Source organism: Enterococcus sp. C65 (assembly GCF_040887165.1).
GTDB lineage: Bacteria > Bacillota > Bacilli > Lactobacillales > Enterococcaceae > Enterococcus_B > Enterococcus_B hirae.
The window spans coordinates 301,922-327,719 of sequence record NZ_JBFOFG010000002.1 but is presented as its reverse complement, the minus strand read 5'-3'; the positions used below and the strand labels follow the sequence as shown (position 1 = coordinate 327,719).

General features: G+C 37.2%; 23 protein-coding genes. 9 read left to right on the top strand and 14 right to left on the bottom strand.

What is annotated here, in order from left to right:
* Nucleotides 1–4: 4 nt before the first annotated feature.
* The 8 genes from AB3I12_RS03610 to AB3I12_RS03575 all read right to left on the bottom strand — a co-directional run bounded on the left by AB3I12_RS03610 (nucleotide 5) and on the right by AB3I12_RS03575 (nucleotide 6,828).
* Nucleotides 5–391 carry a YxeA family protein gene (locus AB3I12_RS03610; protein ID WP_063626492.1) on the bottom strand — a complete coding sequence of 129 codons (387 nt, stop codon included), beginning with the start codon at nucleotides 389–391 and terminating at the stop codon, nucleotides 5–7.
* 840 nt (nucleotides 392–1,231) lie between these two features.
* Entirely contained in the window at nucleotides 1,232–2,101 is an 870-nt protein-coding gene (locus AB3I12_RS03605) for an SPFH domain-containing protein (RefSeq protein ID WP_063626491.1), read from the bottom strand.
* A 26-nt stretch (nucleotides 2,102–2,127) separates the two neighbouring features.
* Nucleotides 2,128–2,622 carry a DUF5348 domain-containing protein gene (locus tag AB3I12_RS03600; RefSeq protein WP_010720238.1) on the bottom strand — a complete coding sequence of 165 codons (495 nt, stop codon included), beginning with the start codon at nucleotides 2,620–2,622 and terminating at the stop codon, nucleotides 2,128–2,130.
* Between the two features lie 407 nt (nucleotides 2,623–3,029).
* Nucleotides 3,030–3,863 (bottom strand): DUF4097 family beta strand repeat-containing protein, encoded by an 834-nt coding sequence (locus tag AB3I12_RS03595; protein ID WP_010736937.1) that lies wholly within the window; start codon nucleotides 3,861–3,863, stop codon nucleotides 3,030–3,032.
* A 17-nt stretch (nucleotides 3,864–3,880) separates the two neighbouring features.
* The gene (locus AB3I12_RS03590; RefSeq protein WP_010720241.1) at nucleotides 3,881–4,495 is read right to left on the bottom strand and encodes a DUF1700 domain-containing protein; all 615 of its coding nucleotides are present in this window, start codon (nucleotides 4,493–4,495) and stop codon (nucleotides 3,881–3,883) included.
* A complete protein-coding gene (locus AB3I12_RS03585) occupies nucleotides 4,488–4,805 on the bottom strand; it encodes a PadR family transcriptional regulator (protein WP_010736935.1) in 318 nt (105 codons plus the stop codon). The genes AB3I12_RS03590 and AB3I12_RS03585 overlap by 8 nt, the downstream gene beginning before the upstream one ends.
* 326 nt (nucleotides 4,806–5,131) lie before the next feature.
* Nucleotides 5,132–6,157 (bottom strand): HAMP domain-containing sensor histidine kinase, encoded by a 1,026-nt coding sequence (locus tag AB3I12_RS03580; RefSeq protein ID WP_010736934.1) that lies wholly within the window; start codon nucleotides 6,155–6,157, stop codon nucleotides 5,132–5,134.
* Nucleotides 6,154–6,828, bottom strand: a complete 675-nt coding sequence (locus tag AB3I12_RS03575) for a response regulator transcription factor (protein WP_010720244.1) — start codon at nucleotides 6,826–6,828, stop codon at nucleotides 6,154–6,156. The genes AB3I12_RS03580 and AB3I12_RS03575 overlap by 4 nt, the downstream gene beginning before the upstream one ends.
* Nucleotides 6,829–6,969: 141 nt before the next feature.
* Between AB3I12_RS03575 and AB3I12_RS03570 the strand changes: the two genes are divergently transcribed.
* Nucleotides 6,970–9,306 (top strand): ATP-binding cassette domain-containing protein, encoded by a 2,337-nt coding sequence (locus AB3I12_RS03570; RefSeq protein ID WP_063626490.1) that lies wholly within the window; start codon nucleotides 6,970–6,972, stop codon nucleotides 9,304–9,306.
* A 198-nt stretch (nucleotides 9,307–9,504) separates the two neighbouring features.
* On the opposite strand, the gene AB3I12_RS03565 is transcribed toward AB3I12_RS03570, so the two are convergent.
* From AB3I12_RS03565 to AB3I12_RS03555, 3 genes are all read right to left on the bottom strand, one after another.
* Entirely contained in the window at nucleotides 9,505–9,792 is a 288-nt protein-coding gene (locus tag AB3I12_RS03565) for a DUF1905 domain-containing protein (RefSeq protein WP_034699260.1), read from the bottom strand.
* Nucleotides 9,793–9,912: 120 nt separating this feature from the next.
* Nucleotides 9,913–10,626 carry a DUF4811 domain-containing protein gene (locus tag AB3I12_RS03560; protein WP_010736929.1) on the bottom strand — a complete coding sequence of 238 codons (714 nt, stop codon included), beginning with the start codon at nucleotides 10,624–10,626 and terminating at the stop codon, nucleotides 9,913–9,915.
* Complete coding sequence (locus tag AB3I12_RS03555) at nucleotides 10,623–12,095, bottom strand: MDR family MFS transporter (protein ID WP_034699264.1); 1,473 nt, start codon at nucleotides 12,093–12,095, stop codon at nucleotides 10,623–10,625. Before AB3I12_RS03555 ends, AB3I12_RS03560 begins: the two co-directional genes overlap by 4 nt.
* A 137-nt stretch (nucleotides 12,096–12,232) precedes the next feature.
* Between AB3I12_RS03555 and AB3I12_RS03550 the strand changes: the two genes are divergently transcribed.
* Nucleotides 12,233–12,712: a MerR family transcriptional regulator gene (locus tag AB3I12_RS03550; RefSeq protein WP_010720251.1), complete on the top strand. Its 480-nt coding sequence runs from the start codon at nucleotides 12,233–12,235 to the stop codon at nucleotides 12,710–12,712.
* A 184-nt stretch (nucleotides 12,713–12,896) separates the two neighbouring features.
* On the opposite strand, the gene AB3I12_RS03545 is transcribed toward AB3I12_RS03550, so the two are convergent.
* Nucleotides 12,897–13,442 (bottom strand): PadR family transcriptional regulator, encoded by a 546-nt coding sequence (locus AB3I12_RS03545; RefSeq protein WP_063626489.1) that lies wholly within the window; start codon nucleotides 13,440–13,442, stop codon nucleotides 12,897–12,899.
* A 103-nt stretch (nucleotides 13,443–13,545) separates the two neighbouring features.
* Here AB3I12_RS03545 and AB3I12_RS03540 point away from each other — a divergent pair, with 103 nt between their 5' ends.
* From AB3I12_RS03540 to AB3I12_RS03530, 3 genes are all read left to right on the top strand, one after another.
* Nucleotides 13,546–14,076: a phenolic acid decarboxylase gene (locus AB3I12_RS03540; protein WP_034699269.1), complete on the top strand. Its 531-nt coding sequence runs from the start codon at nucleotides 13,546–13,548 to the stop codon at nucleotides 14,074–14,076.
* Between the two features lie 241 nt (nucleotides 14,077–14,317).
* On the top strand, nucleotides 14,318–15,988 hold the full coding sequence (locus AB3I12_RS03535; RefSeq protein WP_063626488.1) for a hypothetical protein: 1,671 nt from the start codon (nucleotides 14,318–14,320) through the stop codon (nucleotides 15,986–15,988).
* Nucleotides 15,989–16,206: 218 nt separating this feature from the next.
* Nucleotides 16,207–16,941, top strand: a complete 735-nt coding sequence (locus tag AB3I12_RS03530) for a hypothetical protein (RefSeq protein WP_063626487.1) — start codon at nucleotides 16,207–16,209, stop codon at nucleotides 16,939–16,941.
* A 112-nt stretch (nucleotides 16,942–17,053) separates the two neighbouring features.
* On the opposite strand, the gene AB3I12_RS03525 is transcribed toward AB3I12_RS03530, so the two are convergent.
* Both AB3I12_RS03525 and AB3I12_RS03520 read right to left on the bottom strand, forming a co-directional pair.
* Complete coding sequence (locus tag AB3I12_RS03525; protein WP_063626486.1) at nucleotides 17,054–17,887, bottom strand: endonuclease/exonuclease/phosphatase family protein; 834 nt, start codon at nucleotides 17,885–17,887, stop codon at nucleotides 17,054–17,056.
* A 253-nt stretch (nucleotides 17,888–18,140) separates the two neighbouring features.
* Nucleotides 18,141–20,318, bottom strand: coding sequence for a PTS transporter subunit IIBC (locus tag AB3I12_RS03520; protein WP_063626485.1), 2,178 nt, complete (start codon nucleotides 20,316–20,318; stop codon nucleotides 18,141–18,143).
* Nucleotides 20,319–20,624: 306 nt separating this feature from the next.
* Here AB3I12_RS03520 and AB3I12_RS03515 point away from each other — a divergent pair, with 306 nt between their 5' ends.
* Genes AB3I12_RS03515 through AB3I12_RS03500 form a run of 4 tightly spaced genes read left to right on the top strand, consistent with a single transcriptional unit; the run spans nucleotide 20,625 to nucleotide 25,633 of the window.
* Nucleotides 20,625–22,919: a glycoside hydrolase family 65 protein gene (locus tag AB3I12_RS03515; RefSeq protein WP_063626484.1), complete on the top strand. Its 2,295-nt coding sequence runs from the start codon at nucleotides 20,625–20,627 to the stop codon at nucleotides 22,917–22,919.
* A complete protein-coding gene (pgmB, locus tag AB3I12_RS03510) occupies nucleotides 22,912–23,577 on the top strand; it encodes a beta-phosphoglucomutase (protein ID WP_063626483.1) in 666 nt (221 codons plus the stop codon). The genes AB3I12_RS03515 and pgmB overlap by 8 nt, the downstream gene beginning before the upstream one ends.
* Entirely contained in the window at nucleotides 23,570–24,592 is a 1,023-nt protein-coding gene (locus tag AB3I12_RS03505; protein ID WP_063626482.1) for an aldose epimerase family protein, read from the top strand. Before pgmB ends, AB3I12_RS03505 begins: the two co-directional genes overlap by 8 nt.
* 18 nt (nucleotides 24,593–24,610) lie before the next feature.
* A complete protein-coding gene (locus tag AB3I12_RS03500) occupies nucleotides 24,611–25,633 on the top strand; it encodes a LacI family DNA-binding transcriptional regulator (RefSeq protein ID WP_063626481.1) in 1,023 nt (340 codons plus the stop codon).
* The last annotated feature ends 165 nt before the right edge of the window (nucleotides 25,634–25,798 follow it).

Here is a 25,798-nt window from a genome sequence, read left to right as displayed (position 1 = left end):
TCATCTATCCTTTACTTAGTTTTTCTTGTGCTAACTTAGGTATATCGTTTTGTTTGACTTCTTCATAAGAAGTGACACCTTTGTTTTCATTCCATGTAATCTCTAAATAGGCTCCTTTTCTTAAAGGACGAGGTTTTTGTCCATTAAATGTTAATATTTTTTCACTTCCCTTTTCATCATATCCGGGAAGAGTATATTTATATTGGATGGTTATTTCATTACGATTATCTTTTATTTCCTCTTTTTCTCCATCTGTCGTAATTTTGACATAGTAGCTATCGCCACCCATGATCATTCGATCCGCAATTTTTAGGCCCCCAAAGATAAAAACTACCGAACCTAATACCAACGCTGCAATGGAAATGCCAATCCCGACCAGTAGTTTCTTCATTTCCTCTCCTTCTTTCACATATGATAGGGCAATTATAAAAAAAAAGACCGTATTTTACCTTTGATTTAGCTGTCAAATATCTTTCAATATTGTCATTTATCTATCACAAAGCAAAAGAGTGATTCGCAAGCTTGAATCGAATCGTTTTTTATTCAGACGATGGTTCGGTAAATTTTATAAAAAGAAGTTGAGATAAAAGTGTTTAGCATCAAGAAATAAGAAGAAATTTCCGAAAACTGCTTCTCATATTTTTTGAAGATGCTGCTTTGATCTTACCGTGAACAAGAGGTCAGCTCTTTGAACGCCGTGAATCAGAGGTCGTGAAAACATCGGGTAGCTCTGATGACAATAAGAAAGAATTTTTTGAAACAGCTTCTCATGTTTTGAAAAATTCAGGCTTATTTCAAGGAGCTGATGTTTGAACACCGTTTAAAGCAAGAGGCTGTGAAAGAAGCGTTCAACTCCGAGCGAATAAGAGAGGATTTTTTAAAATAGCTCCTCATATTTTAGAAAATCATCGCTTATTGTTGAGGAGTTGCTTCTTGAACGCCGTTTAGCAAGAGGTCGTGAAAAGAGTGACTTGACCTGAGCGCTCACCAAGTAAAAACTGCGACGAGTAATCGCAGGAGCATTAAGGATGAAAATCTTGAAACAGCTCCCCATGTTTTGAGATTTTTGACTTATCGCCGAAGGTCAGCTCTTTGAACACCGTTTATTCGTTTTTAGAGATACTAAAAAAGACTGAGTTTTGGCTCAGTCTCTGACTACTCTACTGTTCTATTATAGAAAAAATACAGTTGAAAAATTCGTTACAATCATACGATATTTACTCAATAATGGCTATTTTTCTTTCACTTTCCCTGTATTAATGACTGGTTGTGTTCCTTTATCTGTAATAATCGAAACAAGTAGGTTATTGATTAATTGGACTTTCCGATCATCTGTGAAATTGATTTCTTGTCCTGTTTCAATTTGTTCCAATGCCATTTGTGTCATCGTAACTGCTCCTTCAACGATCGTTTGCCGAGCAGATAAAATAGCTTTTGCTTGTTGTCTTTGTAACATTGCACTAGCAATTTCAGTCGCATACGCTAGATGATTCAATCTCGTTTCAATCACCTCGACCCCAGCAACAGATAACCGCTCCTGAAGCTCGTTTGCTAATTCATCAGAAATGGCAGTCGTATTGCCTCGCAAAGTCAAATCTTCTTCATTGAAAGTATCATAAGGGTATTGGCTGGCAATATGACGAATCGCTGTCTCACTTTGAATCTCAACAAAATCTTGGTAATACGCCACATCGAACAACGCCTTAGCCGTGTCAACAACTTTAAAGACTACGACGGCAGATATTTCGATGGGATTGCCGTCTAGATCGTTCACCTTTAAAACCGAACTGTTAAAATTTCGTACTTTTAAAGATAAGTTGATTTTTTGTGCAAACGGAACCGTTAAGAAAAACCCACTTTCTCGTATCGTCCCAATGTACTGTCCAAAAAACAAAATAACTTTTGCTTGGTTGGGACTAACAACCGTTGCGGAGCTTAGTAGTGCAATAGCAATCAACCAACAAACGAAACCCATGACCGTCTGGAAGATCGCTCCACTTGTCATGCCAAAATAGAATAAGAAGCCGCCGATACCAACTAATAACACCAAACCGATCAATCCAATATACCCATTTACATAAACCGCTTTCTTTTCACTCATCACTTATTTCCTTTCTTAGACCATTCCTACATGATTGGTTTCTTTCTAATCCGTGCCATCACTCCCTCTAATTCTAATTCCTTATCTTCTGTGATATACCAACCGCTCACTTGTGGTCCTCCGGAAGTTTGGGGTAGATATTCTAACCTTGTGCGTACCCAATGTTTTTCTTCGGTAAAATAATCTTCCACTAAAATCTCTAAATCAATTCCTGCAGAAAGAATCAAATTCTCTCGAACTGATTTGAACACAAAACGCTCTTTTTCTTCGTCGTACTTTAAGATCCCTGTATCTAAAATCGGCAAAGAGTAATAGTCTAATTCCCTCTTTACTTTCAATAAATGATGGAATACTTCATTGTAAACTTGTTCTAATTGCCGACCTTCTGAGTTATTCGGGTAATCGATCATCACACGTTCTTTTTTTGTATCATAATATTTATGATTAAGTTCCGTGAGATAATTATGTAATTTTGTTATTTCTAACTGTAGCTCTTCTCGTTTCGCTTCATCTATTCTCATCTATTTTTCCACCTTATTATCTCAGCTGTGTTTTCTCTATTTTCTCTTATTTTACTACAGATTTGTAAGTTAAGCGATGAAAAAAATCGTTCTTCCCCATGATACTGCCCGATGTCTTAGCATCCTAACAGTCATGTCTGTTATATTAGCTAACCTATCTGAGAAACTATCTATCAAACACCTATCCGAGATAAAAGATGTAAAATCATTATCTAAATGTGAATAAACTGTTATTCGAAAAAACTTTTACGTGGATCATCATCCATAATCAACGTCCGTCATTCAAAATCTTTTGAAAAAAATCGCTTAATCAAAAAATCGAAAAGTTCCAAAAATAGTTGCACCTATCTTTGAACCTCTTCGATTTATTTCTCTTTACTTCCTCTTAATGACAGACTTTATCCTTTTTAAACATCATATTGATGGTTTTCGTCAGCTATCACCACACTGCTATCATAACCAGTGATTTTTATATTGTTTTCTCCTTTGATCACTGTTTTGATTGGTAATTCTTCATTATTTTTTGTGACAGTTGACATCCCTAATAGATCAATATCTAATCCAATCTCTCCATTATCAAGAAAGTCTACATAGCAATTTTCTAACATAACTGTTCCTTGGGTATTTTTGAATCCATTTAAGAATAGATTCCCATACTTGGCATTCAATTCGATGTTTGAAATATCTGAATTATCAATATTTACATAACTTTGCACAGAATTTACTTTGACTTTTTTTCCATCAACTTTATTAAATGTAATGTATCCACCATTATTTGTAACGGAAACATTCTCACTCACTACGTCATTTAATAAAAGTTGTCCTTGCTCTCCTTCTAACACAAGTTGATCTAAAGGAAGTTCACTAGGAACTGTCAGGGTGATTTTGGATGTGTTATTCATTACATGAAACAAGACGTTTTGTTCACGACCATTTCCGTTAATCGTCAAAGTATCTCCTTTAGTAGTGACTTGAGGTTTACTTGCTTTTTCATACGTAGAGTTAACTTCAAAATTTTTGCCACGTTTGATCTCAACTTGTTGGTATTGTGCATTGACCACTATTTTGTTGATTTTTTCTTTTGTCGATATCACTTGTGAGTCATGGTTCATTTCGACCAATTGAGGGCCATTTTCCCAAGCAAGGCTTCGGTGCGTCCCAAACGCATAGGTTGTCCCAGCAAGTAAGCCACCACTAACCATCAAGCCTAGACCAGCCATTAAAAAATATTTTAATTTCATCTTCACACCTCTTTTTCTTATAACTTCGACGAATGAATCGCACGTCTCGTTACAAAACGACGTCCAACCCACTTCACAAAATTCATCATCATTTTAAATATCCATTTTGTCATTTTCAGAAGGAGCGGCGCACAGAAGACGACGGTTCCGGTAGCGAATAGCCCTAATCCAACGTAAAATAATCCACTTTCTATCGACTGCCCCAACACACCAATACCCGAAACAACTGAAAATAATCCAAGCCCTAAAACAGTAATACAACCGACATAACCACCTACCAGCAAAGCGACTAATAGACATAATAACCCCACGATCACTGCAACAAAACCAATCGCCAAAGGAATCAACAGAGGGGAGGCACATAAGCCAATCACGATCATCCAAATCAACCGAATTTGTCGTTTAGAACTTCTTGGGTTGACTTCATCTGTTGCTGAATCATCTTGTTCAGAGAAATAATTGATTTTCAATTTAAGCGCAAACTGTTTAGGCGTACCATATTCTTCAATGATTTGATCAATTGTTTTGCCAGAATCTAAAAAATATTCTTCATAATATTGAATCAAATCGAATCGGTCATCTTCAGGAATCTCTTGGATTTCCTCTATTACCTCATCTAAATATTCATTCATGTTTATTATCCTCCAATAATCGATTTAAGGAATCTCGAAAGACGATCCACTCATCAATAATATCTTCTAACCGATTATACCCCGCTGGTGTTAATTGATAATATCGACGATTTCTTCCTTCAAAGGGTTCATCATAAGTATCTAAAAATCCTTCTTTTTTTAATCTTCTCAATACGGGATACATCGTTGACTCACTTACCGACAGGCTTTCCTGTACGATTTTAGTCAACGCATAACCATACATATCTTCTTTACTCAATGCAGCTAAGACAGTGCCATCAAGTAATATCGTTGGAACTTGGATGTGCATTCCTTCACCTTCTTTTATACAATATCTTCTTTCACAACATATTATACTACATATAATATTGTTTTAAAATATAAATGTTGATTATTTTTAAATAAAATAGCATAATACTTAGATCTAAAATCTATAAATAACGCCCCGAAATCAATTGATGCTTCAGATTATTAGAGTTGAGCCATTTGAGAAAGACAAAAACATACTAAGATTAGTCGACGGAATACCTTACCCACTCATCTTAGTATGTTTCTTTTATCACGTAATTGATCTGGTTCTAGTTCATAATAAAACAATTGAACAGATCAACTACTTCATTATTAAAGTTTAGCTTTTTATTTTTTTAAGCTGATCACAGCTGTGGTTCCTACCTCAGGAATGCTGTTATAGCGTATCGTACCCTCATGCAATTCAAGGATTTTTTTTACCAAAGACAATCCCAAGCCATTGCCAGCCATCTGACGGCTTGTGTCTCCTTGATAAAATTTTTCAAAAATGCGATTTTGAGTTTCTTCGTTCATCCCTACACCTGAATCCGTTACTTCCAATAAAATATCTGTAGCATTTTGAGTCAAACGAATTTCGATCTTGCCATCGGGTTGATTATACTTGATCGCATTATCCATGATATTCAACCACACCTGGTATAAAAATTCTTCGTTTCCCTCATAAAAGACCGTATCCAAATCGATATGCAACTTCAACCCTTCCCATTTAGGTTGCAAAAACACGATGACTTCTCGTATTTGTTCATCTAAACGAAATTTATGCTTTTCGATTTTGACACTTTGGTTTTCTAACTTATTTAGTTTCAAGATATTTTCAGTCAACTGTGAGAGCTGAGTAATATTTTCAATCAATCGTTGCAAAAACACTTGCTTCTCTTCTTCTGGAATATCTGGTGCTTGTAACAATTGGACATAGCCTTGGATCGTCGCTAGTGGTGTTTTAAACTCATGTGAAACACTCGAAACAAAATCATTTCTTAGCGTTTCGATGCTATTGAGTTCTTGGACCATCACGTTGAAATCTTTATATAACTGTTGGACTTCTGCGACTTTGGGAGGTTCCTCCATTCGAATAGAAAAATCACCTGTAGCTACTTTACTCATATTTTTACGTAATTCACTGATTGGCTTCAAGATCCTATGACCGACAAAGCCAGAGATTACCGTGCCGACGATCATGCTAAAAAAAGCAAAAACGAATAACGGATAGAGTGTTGGTCGTTCAGATGGCGTAACATTTTGATGAGAAAGCAAAAAAATAAAGCCTAAGAAGCACAGTAGAGTCACTAATATTGAAACAAACACAATGCTAGCAAAGTAGATCCACAGTTGAGAGTATAATTTCTTTTTCATCTTTTGACCTCCGCTTTATACCCGAGTCCTCTAACGGTGATGAGCTGAAAATCTTCACTTGCTTCAAAACGTGTCCTTAATCGTTTGATATGTACATCGATCGTTCGTTCTTCTGTATTTGTATCCAACCCCCAAATATCGTCCATCAATTGTTGTCTCGTAAAAATCTTATTCGGGTAAGCTAACAGTTTGTAAAGCAAAAGAAATTCTTTCTGAGGCAGCACACTGACCTTTTCATTTTGTCTCACTTCATACGTTTCCTGATCTAAGGTAGTATTTCCAATGTTCAATTGATTACTATGATTGATTTTTGCTCGCCTTAATAACGCTTCCACACGTAAAACCATTTCATTGACATCTACGGGTTTTGTCATGTAATCATCCGTTCCTAACTGGAAACCACGTTTTTTATCTTCAAAATCGGCTTTAGCCGTGATCATCAGCACAGGAAGCTCTATTTTTCCATCTCGTAAACTTTCCAACAATTCATAACCATCCATCTCAGGCATCATGATATCGGTAATAATCAATTCTACATGAAAATTTTCCAATCGTGCTAGTGCTTCTGTTCCACTACTAGCTGTGACTACCGAAAACCCAGCATGTTCTAATACTGAACGATAAAGCAATTGTAAATTTTCATCATCTTCTACTACTAATATACGGTTCATTTTATTCCCTCGATTTTTTGAAAAATTTCTTGTTTCTTTCTGATTGTTCATATTGAGTTAACATTCATTGATTATACTGCGTTTATTGTTCTGATATACTTTTAAGTATACCGAATATTCTAATAAGAAAGAAGGACGAATATGCTACAACTTAAAGATATAAAGAAATATTATAAAGTTGGCGAAACAACGACTAAAGCATTAGACGGCGTATCTGTTGCCTTTAGAAAAAAAGAATTTGTTGCCATTCTTGGTCCAAGTGGTTCAGGAAAAACAACGATGTTGAATGTCATCGGTGGCTTAGACAACTATGATTCCGGAGATATGGTGATCAACGGAAAGTCCACAAAAGACTTTAAAGATAGTGATTGGGATGCTTACCGAAATAATTCGATTGGTTTTATTTTTCAAAGTTATAACTTGATTGGACATTTAGGAATCATCGAAAATGTTGAATTAGGGATGACACTTAGCGGTGTAGTCAAAGAAGAAAAACGTCAAAAGGCTGAGGAAGCCTTACGCCGTGTCGGTTTAACGGATCATATGCACAAAAAACCAAACCAATTATCTGGCGGACAAATGCAACGGGTCGCAATTGCCCGTGCTTTAGCCAACGATCCAGATATCCTCTTATGCGATGAACCAACTGGAGCACTAGATACCGAAACAAGTATCCAAATCATGGAATTGATCCAAGAACTATCTAATGAGAAGCTAGTAATCATGGTTACCCATAACCCTGATCTTGCTCATCAATATGCAGATCGAATCATTGAATTTTCAGATGGTAAAATCTTGGCAGATTCACATCCTCATATCGAACGACCAAAAGATGATCAATTCAATTTACGTCGGACAAAAATGAGTTTCTGGACAGCCTTGAAACTTTCATTTAATAATATCCGCACGAAAAAGGGGCGAACATTTTTGACGTCCTTTGCTTCAAGTATTGGGATCATCGGGATTGCGATCGTCTTGGCATTATCTTCAGGCTTCCAAAAACAAATTGATAAAACACAGTCTGAAACGATGGCAAAATTCCCGATCACTATCTCCAAAGTGACAACCAATCGTTCAACAGATTCTGCTTCATTGGGTACGAGTAAAGCGGATTATCCAAATACAAAACAGGTAACTGCTAAAATCAGTGATGAAGATAAAGCACAGCACACCAATAAAATCGACCAATCTTATGTAGATTATGTCAAAGATATCGATCCTAATTTAAGTAATAATATTGGCTTTACTCGTGCTACTGGTATCAATATGCTTCGCCAAGTTGATGGTAAAGTGCAACCAGTAAGTTTCTCTAACCAAAACCCTGAAAACGAATCATTATCGTTATCAAGCACAATGTCTGCTATGACGGGTGTCGGTGTTTCCAGTTTTCCAACACAGTTAGACAATCAAAAAGAAAACTTTTTAAAAGCGAACTATTCACTGCTTTCAGGCAGTTATCCTGCTTCTGCGAATGACGTGGTCTTGATCGTAGATGGTAACAACAATACAAATATCAATGCCTTGAAAAACCTGGGCTTTGATGTAAAAGACGGTCAAAAATTAGACTTTGATCGCATTGTTGGGACAACTTTCAAAGTGATCAACAACAATGATTACTACACGAAATTACCTACTGGCAACTTTATTCCAAATACTGATTATGATACGATGTATGCTAATTCAACGAACGAAGTAAAAATTGCAGGGATTTTACGAGTGAAATCTTCTTCAACAATGAATCTTCTTTCCCCTGGAATCGCATATAGTGATCAATTAACGACACAAATCGTTAACGAAAATAAAGATTCTGAAATTGTAAAAGCGCAAAAAGATAGTGATACGAACGTGATGTCCAACGAAAAAGTGGATGAAACAGCTAAACAATCACTGATCAGCTATTTAGGCGGTGATAGCATTCCAACTAGCATCATGATCTATCCAAATAACTTTGGTGACAAAGAAAAAATCCTTGATTACTTAGATGCTTACAACAAAGGAAAAGCAGAAGAAGATAAAATCATTTACTCTGACTTAGCAGGAACAATGACTGAATTGACTGGTGGATTGATGGATGCCATCACTTATGTATTGGTTGCTTTTGCTGGTATCTCACTAGTGACAAGTATGATCATGATCAGTATTATCACGTATACTTCAGTCATCGAACGTACCAAAGAAATCGGGGTGTTAAAAGCATTAGGGGCTCGTAAAAAAGATATCACTCGTGTTTTTGACGCAGAAACTTGTATCTTAGGAATCTCTTCGGGCTTATTAGGTGTTTTGATTGCTTGGTTAGCAACGTTCCCAATCAATCATTTACTCTATCAAATGACTGATCTAAAAAATGTGGCTCAACTGAACCCACTCCATGCACTGATCCTCGTGATCGTCTCTACGATCTTAACGATGTTAGGTGGGCACATCCCAGCAAGAATGGCTGCTAAAAAAGATGCAGCGATTGCTCTGCGTGCAGAATAAGCGATTGATATTGATTGAAGAGGGGGGCTTGTGCCTCTCTCTTTTTTCTACTATCTACTAATTTAAGATTTTGTTTTCTTCTATTTTAATTCTTTTAAAAAAAATAATTTTCTTATTATTTCAATCAACATCTTTCTCTTATTAATTACAAAAAATGGGCTGCTAATTAATTATTCCAAAAGTGAAGTTGTTTCTTGTTTAATTTTTTGGAATCACTTCTACAGAAACGATATCACCGATGTCTTTCTCAATTTTTTTACGAATATCTTTACGTATCCCTAAGATGTAGCAAATTGTTCCATCTTCGTTTTTCACCCCCATATTCACAATACTTCCCTCATATGCTACTCCATCAAATGTCGCTTGAACTTTGACTCGGCCTACACCAAACTCTTCTCTGAGATCATAAGGAAAAATGATATATGCGCCACCCTTACCTATTTCAGAAGCATAAATTTTTGACTGAAAAGAATATTTTTTTTGCATTTCCCCACCCCTTTTTTGTTCAGTATAACAAAAAAAAGGACTCTCCACAGCTGATCGTTCAACTGTAGGGAGGAGCCCTTTTTGAAATTAACTGATTCTTGCACTTACTTGATTAGCTGACTATTTATTTGCTTTGACTTCTTCAACTAATTTCGTTAATGCTTGTTGTTGGAATTGCGTTGCTAATTCTTTTGACAATGTTGCTTGTTCTTCTGGCGTCATGGCTGGATTTTCAGTCATAGCTTTCATCAGACCTTCTTGTACAAAAGCCTTTGCGTCGCTTTCCATCGTACTTTGTTGTTCTTTTACTCGTTGCGCTAATGTTTTTGCTTGATCCGTACTTAATTCGATCCAATCAGCTGGAATTTTAAAGGTATTCACACGACTGGCATATTCGTGGTTATTATCCGCTAGATTGAACCAGAATTTATACATATCATTTTTATAGACCCAATAAGTTGTTTTTGCTACTTTTTGCGCTTGACCAGTCGTACGTTCTACTTTATTGGTTTCATTATCAGTACCGGTAGCTTTTGGTTTCTTTTGGTCTTCACTCGTACGGTAAAGGTAGACTTTTTCAGTTCCGTCACCTAACGCTTGATATAAAAGCATATTTGCACTATCTGAATCAGCACTTGATACGATGTTAGTGGTTTTCGTTTCAGTTACTTTTTCCATACCAAAATGGTTGGATAAATTAGCCACGATCAACCCTAAGGATGCCACAAAGACTAACCCAAAAAGTAATGATACAATTGTTTGCCAAGCTTTTTTTGCAAAGATATTCATTAGGGCAAAAGCCACTAAACTAATGATCAATACGAAAATAATCATGCTTTATCCCCCGCTTTCGCTAGAACAGGTTCTTTTCTCTTCAATAAGAAGGCAATCACAAAACCAATCACACCAAAGACGATCGCCACAAAGAATGCTGCGTGGTAACCAGATAATGTCGCATTGATCGCTTGGTCTTTATAAGTTAAAGGCGTGCTTTCTAAGACTGATTTTGCAGGTAGATTATCTTTTGTTACATTGGTCAATACACTGATCAAAATAGCTGTCCCAATCGAACTAGCAATTTGTCGGAAGGTATTGTTTACTGCAGTCCCATGACTGATCAGTTTGTTTGGTAAAGCATTCATACCAGATGTTGTTACTGGCATCATAACCATAGAGATCCCAAACATCCGAATCGCATAGAGAACAACAATATATAAAATAGGCGTTGTTTTTGTTAAGAAAGCAAATGGTGCTGTTGCAGCGGTTAGCACGAACATCCCGACAATCGCTAAACGTTTTGCACCGTGTTTATCAAAGATCGCACCTGTGATCGGCATCATCGCCCCCATAATCAAGGCACCGGGTAGTAACATCAAGCCAGAATGAAAAGCTGATTCACCACGGATATTTTGGATATATAGAGGAACAACCATTTCAGCACCGACCATCGCCATATTCGTTACACCAGCTAAAACTGCTGCAATCGTAAAGGTTGATGATTTAAATACACGCAGTTCCAAGAATGGATTTTCCAAACGAAGTTGGCGCCATGCAAATAAGGCAATAAATATTACCCCTACGATCAAGAAGCCGATCACTTTCGCACTGCCCCATCCAGCATCACCGACACTTGAAAATCCATAAAGCAAACTACCAAATCCAATTGTTGAAAGGATAGCAGATAGAATATCGATACTTGGATTTGATAACGGAATAACGCTTCGCATCAAGAAAAAGGCTAAGACTAAAACTAAGACGACAATTGGTAAGACCATACCAAATAGATCACGCCAATGGTAGTTATCAATAATATAACCTGATAATGTTGGTCCTAAAGCTGGAGCCAATCCAATAACGATCCCTGACATCCCCATGGCAGATCCTCTTTTTTCTGGTGGGAAAATCGATAACATAATATTTTGTAATAAAGGCATTGAAACACCCACACCACAGGCTTGGATCAAACGTCCAATCAATAAAGTACTAAAGTTAGGGGCAACAAAACAGGTAATTGTTCCGATTAAAAAGACTGACATTGCTGATAAATATAAACTTCTTGAACTAAATTTATTGATCAGCCAAGCAGTAATCGGAATCATGATTCCGTTAACCAATAAGAACCCTGTTGTTAGCCATTGAACACTTGATGCAGAGATATCAAAATCTTTCATCAGCGTAGGAAAAGCTGTAGTTAATAAGGTTTGATTTAATACCGTACAAAAGGTACCAATCAATAAAACGACAACTAATAGTGTCCGATTATATGGTTTGCCGTAAATATCTACGGGTTGATTTTTATTCATATTTCTCCTTCTTTCTGAATTCTTTCTGAAACCACTTGAATACTTTAGTCCTATTTCGTTCATTTGTCAACCTACTTGACACATAAGTTATCCCAAGTATAATTAAGGAAAGTTAGACAACAAAAGGAGGGACAAAAATGGTAGGAGCATCCCTGAAACGTTTATTAGAAAATGATCATTTACTGGTAGGAATCAGTGAACTAAGTGAAATTGTCGGTGTGTCTCCACGTCAGTTACGATATTGGGAACAAAAAGAATTCATTCGTTCCGTTTCTACTGGTGTGAATTGTCCTCGAAAATATCAATTACCTACTGTTATCAAGGTTGAGATTATCAAAAAATATTTAGATGAAGGCTATACGTTGAACAAATCAGCTGAAAAAGCCGAAGAACGTCTAAAAAAAATGAAGCATGTCCGCAAAGTTTTTTCCAAAGCAATCAAAGAAATCGAATTGATTGATGAAAGATATACTGTTTTATTGATCGGTGATTTCAAAGAGACAACTGAAGACTCAAAACTTTATATCATCCACGATGAAGCAACAGACGAACTCACGTATAAAATTGTCCCCGTAAGCGAAAAAATTGATTTCGAACAATTATTGAAAAATCTTTAAGCAATGGAAAATAAAATGTAGTCAAATATCCCAATTTCTCATGTGTTTTACCAAAACAGTTTAAGAAATTGACGATAATCGACTACATTTTTTGCTTCTTTTCTATCTTTTTCAATTCACTACTATCATTAAATGAAGTTATTCAATTAAGTTTATCTTATATTCTCTATTCCATTTATTATTTCTATCTTTTTTGCTCTTCTAATACGCCCGTCAACCAATTCGCATATTCTGTTTCTCGATTGATCGCATGGGATAAAATCAAATAGTGTCCATAATTTTCTTCTTGTTCTTTTCTTGTTGGAAATATCCTCTCTTGGCGTGCCAATAGATGCGCTCGCTTTTCTTCATGGAGATCCCTTTGCTGCTCAATGATCTCTCTCAACATCGGATCATTCACATCTTTCACAAAATATAATTTCAACACAAACTCATCTCGATTGACTGGTAATTCATTCGTTGGCGTCCGAATCCATTCGTTTAACAATGCCTTTCCTTCATCCGTTAATTGATAGACTTTCTTCTCCAATTTCATCCCTGTAATTTCAACTTCATGTTTGATGATCCCTCGTTCTTCCATTCTTGCTAATTCAGGATAAATTTGACTATGCTTCGCTTGCCAAAACTCACCGATTTCATTTTTGAACGATTGGTTTAATTCATAGCCTGTCATCTTTTTTTTACTCAACAATCCTAACAAAATATAGCGTAGCGTATTTTTTCTCGCCATGCTCTCTCCTCCTTGACAAATCCTTTTATTCATTCTATCATAATCACGTAATCAAAAACATGTACTTTATTACATGTTTTAATTTAAAAGGAGCTGTTGTTTCATGAAAGAATTTAAAGAACTAGAAGATTTTATCGGTACACACTTTATTTATACGTACGATAATGGTTGGGAATATGAATGGTATGCTAAAAATGACCATACTGTCGACTATCGAATTCACGGCGGAATGGTCAAAGGCCGTTGGGTCAAAGATCAAGAAGCAGATATCGTTAAATTAACAGATGGCGTCTTCAAAATTACTTGGACTGAACCAACTGGTACTGACGTGGCCTTGGATTTCATGCCCAATGAAAAAAAATTACATGGAACGATTTTCTTTCCTAAATGGGTTGAAGAACATCCTGAGATCACAGTTACTTTCCAAAATGAACATATAGCTGAGATGGAAGCAGCACGTGAAAAATATGAAACTTATCCAAAATTGTTAGTACCAGAGTTCGCTAACATTACTTATATGGGCGATGCTGGTCTCAATAATGAAGATGTCATTAGTGAAGCTCCTTATGAAGGAATGCCTAGTGATATCCGAGAAGGTCGTTATTTTGATAAAAACTATAAACGGATAAAATAAGAATCATTCGTAGATTTGACTATTAGTCTTATACGAATAGGGAAAAACAACCATAGCATCTCATACTATGGCTGTTTTTTTAATTAACTATTGATCTAAATAAAGCGAGCAACAAAGGATGTATTTTGAAAATTTCCTGTAATAATGATAATTTTTTTCATATTTTTTCGAATTTCTTGCCACTCTTTTAGGTAAGCTTTATGATTAAATAAGTTACACTATCAAAAAAGGAGTATGACAATTGAAAAAATATGTTCCGTATTTGACAATTTTACTATTTGCATTCTTATTTGTTATGCCAAATATCCTAACACATGACCTTATCATTGGAGCAGATGCACCATTTCATTATAACCGTTTTTACGATACCGCTGAACAATTCGCTAATTGGGATTTCCATTATTTCCCTTCCATGTATGGATTTCAGCAAAGCGGGCGTATCGTCAATGCGATCTATGGTCCGTTGTTTGCTTATTTTCAAGGCTTGATCGTTTTAGTTTCAGGCAGTTGGTTCCACTATCAAATCTTATCAAATTTTATTCTCTTTGTGATTTCTGGTTGGTCGATGTTGACACTATTGAATTATGTTCAGGTGAAAAAATGGGTCAGCATACCAATCTCGGTATTATTTATGACGACTTATTCCATTCAATATTGGGCAATCAATCAGGGCTTTACCAGTTGGGGCACCTGTTTTTATCCCTTATGTATGATTCCATTAGTGGACTTTGTTGTTCATAAAAAATTTCCTGTCTTGAAAGTTACCTTTTCAATTGCACTGATGACTCAGATCCACTTACTGTCCACCGTTATGTTGGTACTGATGTATATCCCTTTTTATCTTTATTATTTCTTTACTCAGACAGAAAAAGGCAAAGCGATCGGGCAACTGACCAAATCTGTCCTCTTTTATTTTGTACTGACAGCAAATATTTGGGCAGGATTAGCTATCGTCTATGGTGGAAATAAGATTTTGCCACCTTTTGTCAACCGAGAAATGAGCCAAAAAGCAATCAATCTGGATGGCAGCTATTGGCTAGCATATCCCAAGATTTTTCCAATTTTTTTATTGATCGGACTGATACTGTATCTTCTTTTCCGCCGTCGCTACGACATTTTTACAAAGTTACTTTTACGGACAAGTCTTGGATTCTTCCTACTTTCAACCAGTTTGATCCCTTGGACAACACTAGTGGAAAAAGAGGTACCTTTCGTAAGCTTGATCCAGTTTCCTTTTCGTTTCTTTGTCCCATTTACCTTGCTCTTTCTACTCTTTTTAGCGCTTGCGCTAAATCAATGGGAAAAGAAAAATTGGTATCGTGCGTTGAGGGTCCTATTTCTCTTTGTCGCTTCTGCACAAACGATCCAAAACCTCTATCAGCATCTGGATAAATGGCAAGACGAAACATTTGTCAGCCGTCACACGTATCTCTTTGATACACCAGCAGAGGCAAGAAAAACATTTTATGACCATGATATGTCGACTAGTTTATTCGTTTTTCAAAAGACAACACCCGATTATCTACCAATCTATCATGAAACTAAAGCAAATAAATATGATCGCTATAATGAAGAAATCTTGGAAGGAGAAACCACGTTCATTAAATCTCATCCTGGTGGACGTTTAACGATCAAATGGAAAAACACTGGGGAAGAAACTGTCCATTTACCAGTCATTGTCTATGACCGCACAGTGTTACTGCAACACGGCAAAAAATTGACAGATTATCAATTAACAGATATCGGTACTCCTATCGTCAAACAGCACAATGGAATCAATGAGATCACTCTCTATTATGATTTACCAATTTTCTTTTACTTTGTGATGGCATTCTTCCTGATTGGTTGGTTCGTTTTGATCGGACTCTTTGTCAAAAATCGTTACCAGGTTGGGAGGATAACTAAAAAATAAGGGACTTGCTTCTGTGGATCAAAAAGAGAATATCTCAACACGGAAGCTGTCTCTTTTTTATACCTTTTTATAAAATAGCAAACAAATCGTCAAATATAGTAGTCCTAATAAACGAATCGTGTTAGTAGCTACTTTTTTTCTAAACATAAGAAAAAATATTTATTTACTCTCTTCTTTTATAAACTATACTAGAATACAGAAAAGAAGGAGTGATACATATGCCTCAAACAACGAATCGACAATTGACTTTGAAAAAAAAAATCGGACATGCTTTTGTTCATCAATCTACGAATACTACCCTTAATACTGAGTCTCACCTTAAAATGATACTTAAAGATCTACCTGAGGATTCGCTATCAATTAATGAATCAACTGATGAACGGCTGTATGAGCTGCCAAAGAGTGGTCCTGAGCCGCTATATGTAACTGTAATTGGTGATCAATCACCTACGCCCATTTCAAATGTTCGGTCAATGAGTGAATCAACTTGTATTAATGACCAAGATTATTCTAAAAGAAATACCATTTTAGACATTTTAAAAAAAACTGCAAACTCTCCTGAAGAGGTAATAGAGCTGACAAGCATCATAGAGCAGTTAATTAATGAACTGCCACATCGTGAGCCTAGCGGTGAAGATCTGCAACCTCATGAGCCTAAAATCAAAGATTCCCTCGTTGTACTTTTGAATCTTTTAGATAACTTGCCAATTCTAACCGATTCCGATAAAGATCGATTTATAGACCATTTTGATATTTTACATGAGGAAGTACTACATAATACCAATTTACAAAAAAATACACCGGTAACTAAAGAGTCCGACTCCTTGAAAAATGTCCGAGAATTCATTTCTGCCCAGCGGAAAAAAAGTCCAGCCGAGTTAAAAAAACAATGCAGAGACCAAAGAAACAGAGAATTTTATTGCCTTCCTCCTTGGTGCTTCCCATCGCGCTAACAGTCATTTCATTATCTAATCAAATTTCTGCACGTAGCTGAAGCTGCTGCAAACAAAAAGTCCCATAGAAAGAAAAATGGATACATCCTTTCTATGGGACTTTTTGATTATTTTATTGAATGGGGCTGACCGTTATCTCTACTCCATAATGGTCACTTACAATGATTTCTTGTTTTCCATCAAAAATACTACGATAAGAAGGAACTGAGAATTCCTGTGGTACATAGATATAATCGATTCGTAACTGCTCTGTATTCGTTTCCCATCCATCGATTTTCTGTTCAATGGTTGCCTGACCATGAACTTCTTGGGCAACAGTATAGGAATCGACAATCGCAAGAGGGCTTTTTTCAACCAAGCGATAGCCTGCCTCTCCTGCTGGATTGTTAAAATCTCCCATTAAAAACAGTGGATTTGAGAGATTAGCTAAGTGTTCCATCAAGCGATGCCATTCAAAAGCAAAGCCCTTCGTTTCATCTATCCACCAAGAAAAATGACAGCTTGCTAGAGTGATTGTTTGGTCATCGATCATCGTCTGACTGATCAAAATTTTCCGAGTGTGGTAATCCTCTTTTTGCTTTGTTTCAGAAACATAGATTGCTTCACTGGTTAGTGGTGTCTTAGAAAGCAGCGCATTCCCCTCTTCATAAATCCCATAACCGACATGACTCATTTCCCAACTCCAATAATAGTCTTTCCCTTGTTTGGCTAAGTAGCGCACCAAACAATAAGCAAAATTATCGACATGGACGGGCGATTGTTCTATAACTGGACAAAATTTGTTTAATTCTTCATTCACGATACTTTCGGAAGTGATTAATTGATTGACTTCTTGTAAAGCAATCACATCATAATCTGCTTGACAGATTTTATCTACGATCTGGCGCATCTTTTCTTCTGGTGATTCTTCTAACCAGCTATGTGTATTCAAAGTCATCATCTTCATCTTCAATTCTCCTTATTGATTAAAACTTACTTCATTTCTTTTATGATAGGATAGCCATGGATTATTAGCTGTGACTGTTTACCCGCTCGCAGATATTCAAAAAATAAGTCTGAGAACTCAAAAACGAAGTATAGCGTTTTCGTGTTTTCAGACTTATTTGAGAAACAGAAAAACTGACTATCGGAAACCAAATAAGGAATTAAATTTGGTACTGGTCATCTTACTCATTATTGTTGGGTGTCTTTTATAATGATCACAGTTTTATTTCGCCAATTACTGTTCCTAATTCCGTTGGTCCTAAATGTTTGAGAATCATTTCATTGACTTTCCCATCCGTAAATACCACCATAATCGTTATATCTTTTCCTTCATTTTTGATTTCGGTTAGATTCATTTGTGCCAGTTTTGCTCCTGCTTCAACGGTTTGACCTTCTGTTACCAGGATTTCAAAAGCTGGTTGATCCATTTGGACTGTGTCGATTCCCATATGGATTAGTACTTCTGCACCTTCTTCTGTTTCCATTCCAATAGCGTGTTTTGTTGGAAAAATACTAACTACTTTCCCAGTAACAGGTGCCACAACTTCACCAGTCGTCGGAATAACAGCAAAGCCATCCCCCATCATTTTCTTTGAAAAAACAGGATCGTTGACTGTTGCCAAGTCTATCACTTCACCAGCTGCTACAGTCTGCAACTCTTTTCGTATACCTAACGTTTGGTTATTAACTGTGTCTTTTTCAACGACCACTTCTTCTACTGGAGCAGGAATAGGCACCCCCGATTGAAGCAAATCTTCGATATCTGATTTTAATACATCGGCTTTTGGACCATAGACAGCTTGTACACCATTATCTTTGACGATTAGCCCCATAGCGCCTGCACGTTTCCATTCTTCTTCTGAACCTACTTTCTCACGATCAGCTACACTCACACGTAACCGTGTCATACATGCATCTACATCTTTGATATTATCTTTCCCGCCTAATAAGTGAATGATTTTGATGATTTGTGGGTCTGACGTGCCAGCTTGGACTGTCGTTTGTTCTCCATTCCCACTGCTATCGTTACTGTCACTATCATAATTACCATTACGCCCTGGTGTAGCAAAATTGAATTTTTTGATCATGAAGTTTGCCACAAAGTACGTAACGACTCCAAACAAAATGACGCAAATGACGAAGTTAAGCAAATCGCCACCAAGTCCAGCTTTCATCGCTAGAGGAGTTCTAGTTAACAATTCGATGTTTCCAAAGGAATGAACACGTAACGGTAATAAATCTGCCATTGCAAATGCTGCCCCTTGGATCACAGAATAAACAATATAAAGTGGAACTGCAGCAAACATAAACATAAATTCTAATGGTTCAGTAACCCCTGTTAGAAAAACAGCTAATGCAGCTGAGAAATACATGGAACGATAGCGCGCTTTTTTATCAAGATCAACATTTCGATACATGGCTAAAGCTAACCCCATCAAAATACCAGAAGAACCAATCATTTGCCCCACTTTAAAACGAGCTGGTGTCCAGTTGTTCAACACAAATTCATACTGTGACAAATCCCCCGCACCTTTTAAATTCACCAAATCAGTAGCCCAAGCTAACCATAAAGGATCTTGCCCAAAGACTTGCGTTCCTGCTTGTGCACCAGATAAGATTTCATACGTGCCCCCTAATTGCGTATAATTGATCGGAATCGTCAACATATGATGCAAACCAAAAGGTAACAATAATCTTTCTAAGGTACCATAAAGAAATGGCGCTAAAACCGGTGCACTTTCTTGTGACTGAGCAATCCAAAGACCAAAATTATTAATACCTGCTTGGACATTTGGCCAGACAACAGCCAATACTAAAGCTACAATCGTTGACCAAATAATCACTACAAAAGGAACAAATCGTTTTCCATTAAAGAAAGATAACGCATCAGGTAATTTACGATAATTGTAATATTTATTATAGGCCATTGCACCAACAAAACCAGCAATAATCCCTACAAACACGCCCATATTCAACGCAGGTGCCTCTAATACGCTGGTAAAAAATCCTTTGACCATGATCTTCGTGCCAAATAATGTATGGGTAAAGGCATCTTCATTTGCTAGCATCTCACTCGTCACTCCGAAAATCGCTCCCGTGATCCGGTTGATCAAAACAAATGAGATCCCTGCTGCAAAAGCACCACCTGCACGCTCTTTTGCCCAACTTCCACCTATTGCTAAAGCAAACAACAGATGTAAATTCCCGATGATCGCCCAACCAATATTTTCAATGACACCACCCGTTGTTACTAAAAAAGCTAAATCGGGGTCAATCAACGGGATAGATTTCCCGATACTGATCATCAAACCCGCAGCTGGCATCACTGCCACAACAACCATTAAAGCTTTCCCAAATTTTTGCCAAAACTCAAAATTAAATAATTTCTTCATAACTCCTGCTCTCCTTTATGCAATCGGTTTCGTTGTTAGTTATTATAGCCTTTGTTTCTTTTTTTGTAAATGCTTTATTTTTGATTTTATTCACTTTCTACCCAAACAGTCGCTATCAGAAGAATCATTTTCTTTTCGCATTTAGTAGTAACTTATTATCAAAACAGTTAATGTTTTCCAGGAAAATCACCTTTTTATCCCTTTATTTTAAATCCCCGCTAAAAAATTCTGCTTTATTTATATTGACTTACGCAATCGGTTGCGTTTATTATAAACGTATCAATGAAATTATCTAGGAGGAGTACAATGAAACAAATCAAGCGCCTATTTCAAATTGATCCTTGGAAGATCAGCACCAACACATTAGATCGGGAAAATCTCCGTTTACAGGAATCTTTAACTAGTATTGGTAACGGATACATGGGCATGCGAGGGAATTTTGAAGAAGCCTATTCAGGTGATCATCATCAAGGAACTTATTTAGCTGGGGTTTGGTACCCCGATAAGACTCGTGTTGGTTGGTGGAAAAATGGCTATCCCGAATATTTTGGCAAAGTGATTAATGCAATCAATTTTATTGCCATGGATATCTATATCGATGAGCAATTATTAGACCTTGCTACAATCGAACCAGAAGACTTTTATTGGGAATTGAATATGAAAAACGGTGTGTTATCACGTAGTTACACAGTAACGACTGCAACTAACAAACTAAAGATCACCTTTGAACGTTTTTTAAGTATCGTCAAAAGCGAAGCTGCTTATATTCGTTTAACAGTTACGATGCTCGAAGGAAATGGCACGGTCAAAGTCATCTCTAAATTGGATAGTAACGTTCAAAATGAAGATAGTAACTATGATGAACATTTTTGGAATGAAATCGGTCGAGGTACTTCTGATGAAACGGCCTACTTAATGACCAAAACGATTCCAAATAATTTTGCGATCGAACAATTTACCGTAACAGCTGCCATGAGACATTTCGTGAATGAAGAATTAGCGCAACCAATTTACCACGAAGATACATTAGCCGTCCTTGGGGAATTTTCTTTCGACTTAACAACGAATCAATCCGTGACACTTGATAAAGAAGTGATTGTATTGACGAGCCGTGACATCCCCGAAGCACAGCAAGTCCAACAGATTCTCCAAGAATTTAGTGACTTACAAAGTCATTATCTGCAAGCAAAAGCAGAACAAACCACTGCTTGGAGCAAACGCTGGGCACTGGCTGATGTGGTGATCGAAGGTGACGAGGAAGCACAGCAAGGGATTCGTTTCAATCTTTTCCAACTATTTTCTACTTATTATGGCGAAGATGAACGTTTGAATATTGGACCTAAAGGCTTTACAGGAGAAAAATACGGTGGTGCTACTTATTGGGATACGGAAGCTTACGCTGTCCCCTTATATCTTGCTTTGGCAAAACCTGAAGTGACAAAAAATCTCCTTAAATATCGCCATAATCAATTGCCTCAAGCTATTCATAATGCCCAACAACAAGGGTTAAAAGGCGCCTTGTACCCAATGGTTACTTTTACAGGGGTCGAATGCCACAACGAATGGGAAATTACCTTTGAAGAGATCCATCGTAACGGTGCGATCGCTTATGCGATTTACAACTATACGAACTATACAGGTGACACCGCTTATTTGAAAAAAGAAGGGTTAGAAGTATTAGTTGAGATTGCTCGTTTTTGGGCAGATCGGGTTCATTTTTCAAAACGTCATAACAAATATATGATCCATGGTGTGACTGGTCCGAATGAATATGAAAACAACATCAATAACAACTGGTATACCAATACGATAGCTTGCTGGGTATTAACGTATACTAGAGAAAACTATTTAAAATTCCAAACAGAAACTACTGTAACGATCACTGACGAAGAACTAACGAATTGGCAAACCATTGCAGAAAATATGTATTTTCCTAAAGATGAAGAATTAGGTATTTTTGTCCAACATGATACATTTTTAGATAAAGAATTATTGCCGGTATCAGAGCTATCTCCTAGCGAGCTTCCATTAAACCAACATTGGTCTTGGGACAAAATTTTACGTTCTTGTTTCATTAAGCAGGCGGATGTGCTACAAGGAATCTATTTCTTCAACGACTCGTTTAGTAAAGAAGAAAAACAACGGAACTTTGATTTTTATGAACCAATGACCGTTCATGAGTCTTCCCTTTCACCAAGCATCCATGCCATTTTAGCTGCTGAATTAGGTATGGAGGATAAGGCAGTGGAAATGTATCAACGGACAGCCCGCCTTGATTTAGATAATTATAATAACGATACCGAAGACGGCTTACACATCACGTCGATGACTGGTAGTTGGCTCGCAATCGTCCAAGGATTCGCTCAAATGAAAACAGATCACGAACAGTTACGTTTTGCTCCTTTCTTACCAAACACGTGGACAGCCTACTCCTTCCATGTGAATTATCGTGGTCGTTTATTATTTGTTTCGGTGTCTAGTGAACAGGTGCAATTGACTTTAGTATCAGGCGAAAGTTGCCCATTAAAGGTGTACGAAAAAACGTATCTTTTAGAAGACCAGTTAAAGGTACCTTTGCGTAAGGAGGAATTAGATGTTTAAAGGAGTTTTGTTTGACTTAGATGGGGTGATTACAGATACTGCGGAGTTTCATTATCGCGCTTGGAAAAAATTAGGTCAGGAAATCGGTGTTCCCATTGATCGAACATTCAACGAACAATTGAAAGGGGTTAGTCGAGAAGATTCACTTCGCTTATTGCTTTCCTACGGACAAAAAGAAAGTGAGTTTTCCCCACAAGAATTTCAAGAATTAGCGCACAGAAAAAATGAGTACTATCTTGAAATGATTCAAGCGATCACGCCTACAGATGTTTTTCCAGGGATATTGCCATTACTTGAAGAATTGAGAGCAAACAAGATCAAGATTGCCCTTGCTTCAGCTAGTAAAAACGGACCTTTCCTCCTTGCTAAAATGGCATTAACGCCATTTTTCGATGCAATTGCCGATCCCGCAACAATCAAACTTGGTAAGCCGGCTCCCGATATTTTCTTATTGGCCGCAAAAGAAATTGGCTTATCCCCACAAGAATGCATCGGGATCGAAGACGCACAATCTGGGATCAAAGCAATCCGTGCTAGCGGGGCATTTCCAATTGGTGTTGGACGAATAGAAGATCTTGGAAAAGATATCCCAGTCGTACCTGATACGACTTGCCTTACACTAGACTATTTAAAAAATGAGTGGGCACAGTATGTCTAAACCCGCCATCACTGTGACCCCCATTCCCAACACCAACTTGAAGCAAATCACATTGAAGAACGACGAACTAACAGTCGTTCTTCTCAACTACGGGGCAAGGCTTCATCAAATTCTGGCTCCAGATAAAAATGGTCACTTAGAAAATGTCTTATTATCTTATGATTCCTTAGAAGACGTTTTAAAAGATCAAAGCTATTTTGGGGCAACGATTGGACCAGTCGCTGGCAGAATTAAAAATGGTTCTTGGGCTGATCACCAACTAGAAAAAAACGAAGGAAATCACCATATCCATGGTGGTTCAAACGGTTGGGCATTTCAGTATTGGGAGGTAGAAGTTTTTGAGACTCCTACAGCGATCGGTGTTGTTTTTTATTTGCAGGATACTTTTTCCGGTTATCCCGGTCCGATCACCGCAACCGTTACGTATCAGATAACCCAAAATAAATTAGAAATGATCACCAAGACAAGCAGCTCGACTGAAACCATCTGCAACCCAACGAATCATGCGTATTTCAATCTTTCTGGCAATGGCAAACGAGATATCTACGATCATGAACTAACGATCCAAACAGATGGAATATTAGCCTTAGATCACGAAAAAATACCAACTGGTGAAGTGATCGCTCTCAGCGACTTACCGCTTAATTTTAAACACTCACATTCGCTAATGGAAATTTTAACGAATGATCCAAACGGACTAGATGATGCTTTTGTTTTAAGTACGCCTAAACGAACGAAGAAAATACTTACCTTGACCGAAAAGCAAGCTGGTCGCCAGTTGTCTATAGCAACGACGAGCAAAAGTATGGTATTATTTTCTACGACTGGATTTGAAGCAGATTTTTTAATCAATGGCCAAAAAATGCACTCAAATTATGGGTTGGCAATTGAACCACAAGAACTTCCTGATGCCGTTCATTTCCCTGAATTTGGGTCAATCGCATTATATCCGGGACAAGAAAAAATTTGCTCTACCACTTATCAATTTCATCGTTTAAATGAAAAGCAAGTCTAGAAAAGAGGTGTATCGTTTATGGCGATCACAGTGAAGGATGTAGCCAAAAAAGCTGGTGTTGCGACCTCGACTGTTTCACGGGTCATCAATGACCATCCAAGCATCTCAGAGGCAACCAAAAAGAAAGTACGAAAAGTCATGGATGAACTAGGCTATGTACCAAATATCACTGCTAGAAATCTAGGGAAAAGAATTTCTAGCGCAATTGGCGTCATTCTCCCACCCCTTGATTCAAAAGAACGGATTGGGAATCCTTTTTATCTTGAGATCATGGAAGCGATCAATGAAGAAGCACGCCGTTATGATCTGACAACTGCTATAGCAACAGCCAAAAATTTTGATACTTTATTAGAAAACGTGCAGCGAATGCATCTGCAAAAACAAGTCGATGGGTTTATTTTAGTTTATTCCGACAGTGAAGATCCTGTCATAGATTATCTCTATACGAATGAGATCCCCTTCACTTTGATTGGTCAGCCTTACCGACATGAGAATGAAATCATTTATGTCGATAATGATAACCAATTATTAGGTAAACAAGCCACGGATTTCTTGATTCAAAACGGTCATGAAAACATTCTTTTCGTAACCAATACAACCCACGAGAGCCTTTACTTCGAACGTTATTTTGGCTACCAAAAAGCCTTGATGCTAGCTGGACTTACAGTTCATCCTAGTGTAGTGATCGAACAACCCGAAGATTATTTAGCTTTTGATGCCATTTTGAAAAAGTCACAATCAACAGCGCTGGTAGTCATTGACGATATTTTTGCCTTACGAACGATGCAACTAGCACAAATGTATGGCTATCGAATTCCTGATACCCTATCGATCATCAGCTTCAATAACTCTATTTTCGCTACATTGACTCACCCTTATTTAACCAGTATCGATATCGATATTTCTGAATTAGGAAGGGTTGCAATGCAAAAATTATACGAATTGATCCACGATGAAATCAGCAGCGGTGTTCGTTTAGTCATTCCTCATCAACTCGTCAAACGAGAAACCGTCGTTCCTCGCTTACAAGAAAAAAAATAAAACAACTGTTGAACACACAAATAAACTATTTGTAGTGTCTTCAGTTGTTTTTTTACTATACAGGTTCATTTTTTAAGAATCTACACTCTTCAAATAACTTTTTCATGAAAAAGAAACTGAGTATAAAAAGCTATTTCGATTCTCGTTCTCAAACCTTGATGGTGC

Coding starts and splice junctions, on each gene's coding strand:
- AB3I12_RS03585 (WP_010736935.1), bottom strand. CDS start 4,805: ATGCACATCCAAGTTCCAACGATATTACTTGATGGCACTGTCTTAGCT.
- AB3I12_RS03600 (WP_010720238.1), bottom strand. CDS start 2,622: ATGAGAATAGATGAAGCGAAACGAGAAGAGCTACAGTTAGAAATAACA.
- AB3I12_RS03595 (WP_010736937.1), bottom strand. CDS start 3,863: ATGAAATTAAAATATTTTTTAATGGCTGGTCTAGGCTTGATGGTTAGT.
- AB3I12_RS03580 (WP_010736934.1), bottom strand. CDS start 6,157: ATGAAAAAGAAATTATACTCTCAACTGTGGATCTACTTTGCTAGCATT.
- AB3I12_RS03550 (WP_010720251.1), top strand. CDS start 12,233: ATGGTAGGAGCATCCCTGAAACGTTTATTAGAAAATGATCATTTACTG.
- AB3I12_RS03545 (WP_063626489.1), bottom strand. CDS start 13,442: ATGGCGAGAAAAAATACGCTACGCTATATTTTGTTAGGATTGTTGAGT.
- AB3I12_RS03515 (WP_063626484.1), top strand. CDS start 20,625: ATGAAACAAATCAAGCGCCTATTTCAAATTGATCCTTGGAAGATCAGC.
- AB3I12_RS03505 (WP_063626482.1), top strand. CDS start 23,570: ATGTCTAAACCCGCCATCACTGTGACCCCCATTCCCAACACCAACTTG.
- AB3I12_RS03560 (WP_010736929.1), bottom strand. CDS start 10,626: ATGATTATTTTCGTATTGATCATTAGTTTAGTGGCTTTTGCCCTAATG.
- AB3I12_RS03565 (WP_034699260.1), bottom strand. CDS start 9,792: ATGCAAAAAAAATATTCTTTTCAGTCAAAAATTTATGCTTCTGAAATA.
- AB3I12_RS03500 (WP_063626481.1), top strand. CDS start 24,611: ATGGCGATCACAGTGAAGGATGTAGCCAAAAAAGCTGGTGTTGCGACC.
- AB3I12_RS03525 (WP_063626486.1), bottom strand. CDS start 17,887: ATGAAGATGATGACTTTGAATACACATAGCTGGTTAGAAGAATCACCA.
- AB3I12_RS03575 (WP_010720244.1), bottom strand. CDS start 6,828: ATGAACCGTATATTAGTAGTAGAAGATGATGAAAATTTACAATTGCTT.
- AB3I12_RS03520 (WP_063626485.1), bottom strand. CDS start 20,318: ATGAAGAAATTATTTAATTTTGAGTTTTGGCAAAAATTTGGGAAAGCT.
- pgmB (WP_063626483.1), top strand. CDS start 22,912: ATGTTTAAAGGAGTTTTGTTTGACTTAGATGGGGTGATTACAGATACT.
- AB3I12_RS03605 (WP_063626491.1), bottom strand. CDS start 2,101: ATGAGTGAAAAGAAAGCGGTTTATGTAAATGGGTATATTGGATTGATC.
- AB3I12_RS03555 (WP_034699264.1), bottom strand. CDS start 12,095: ATGAATAAAAATCAACCCGTAGATATTTACGGCAAACCATATAATCGG.
- AB3I12_RS03590 (WP_010720241.1), bottom strand. CDS start 4,495: ATGAATGAATATTTAGATGAGGTAATAGAGGAAATCCAAGAGATTCCT.
- AB3I12_RS03570 (WP_063626490.1), top strand. CDS start 6,970: ATGCTACAACTTAAAGATATAAAGAAATATTATAAAGTTGGCGAAACA.
- AB3I12_RS03540 (WP_034699269.1), top strand. CDS start 13,546: ATGAAAGAATTTAAAGAACTAGAAGATTTTATCGGTACACACTTTATT.
- AB3I12_RS03610 (WP_063626492.1), bottom strand. CDS start 391: ATGAAGAAACTACTGGTCGGGATTGGCATTTCCATTGCAGCGTTGGTA.
- AB3I12_RS03530 (WP_063626487.1), top strand. CDS start 16,207: ATGCCTCAAACAACGAATCGACAATTGACTTTGAAAAAAAAAATCGGA.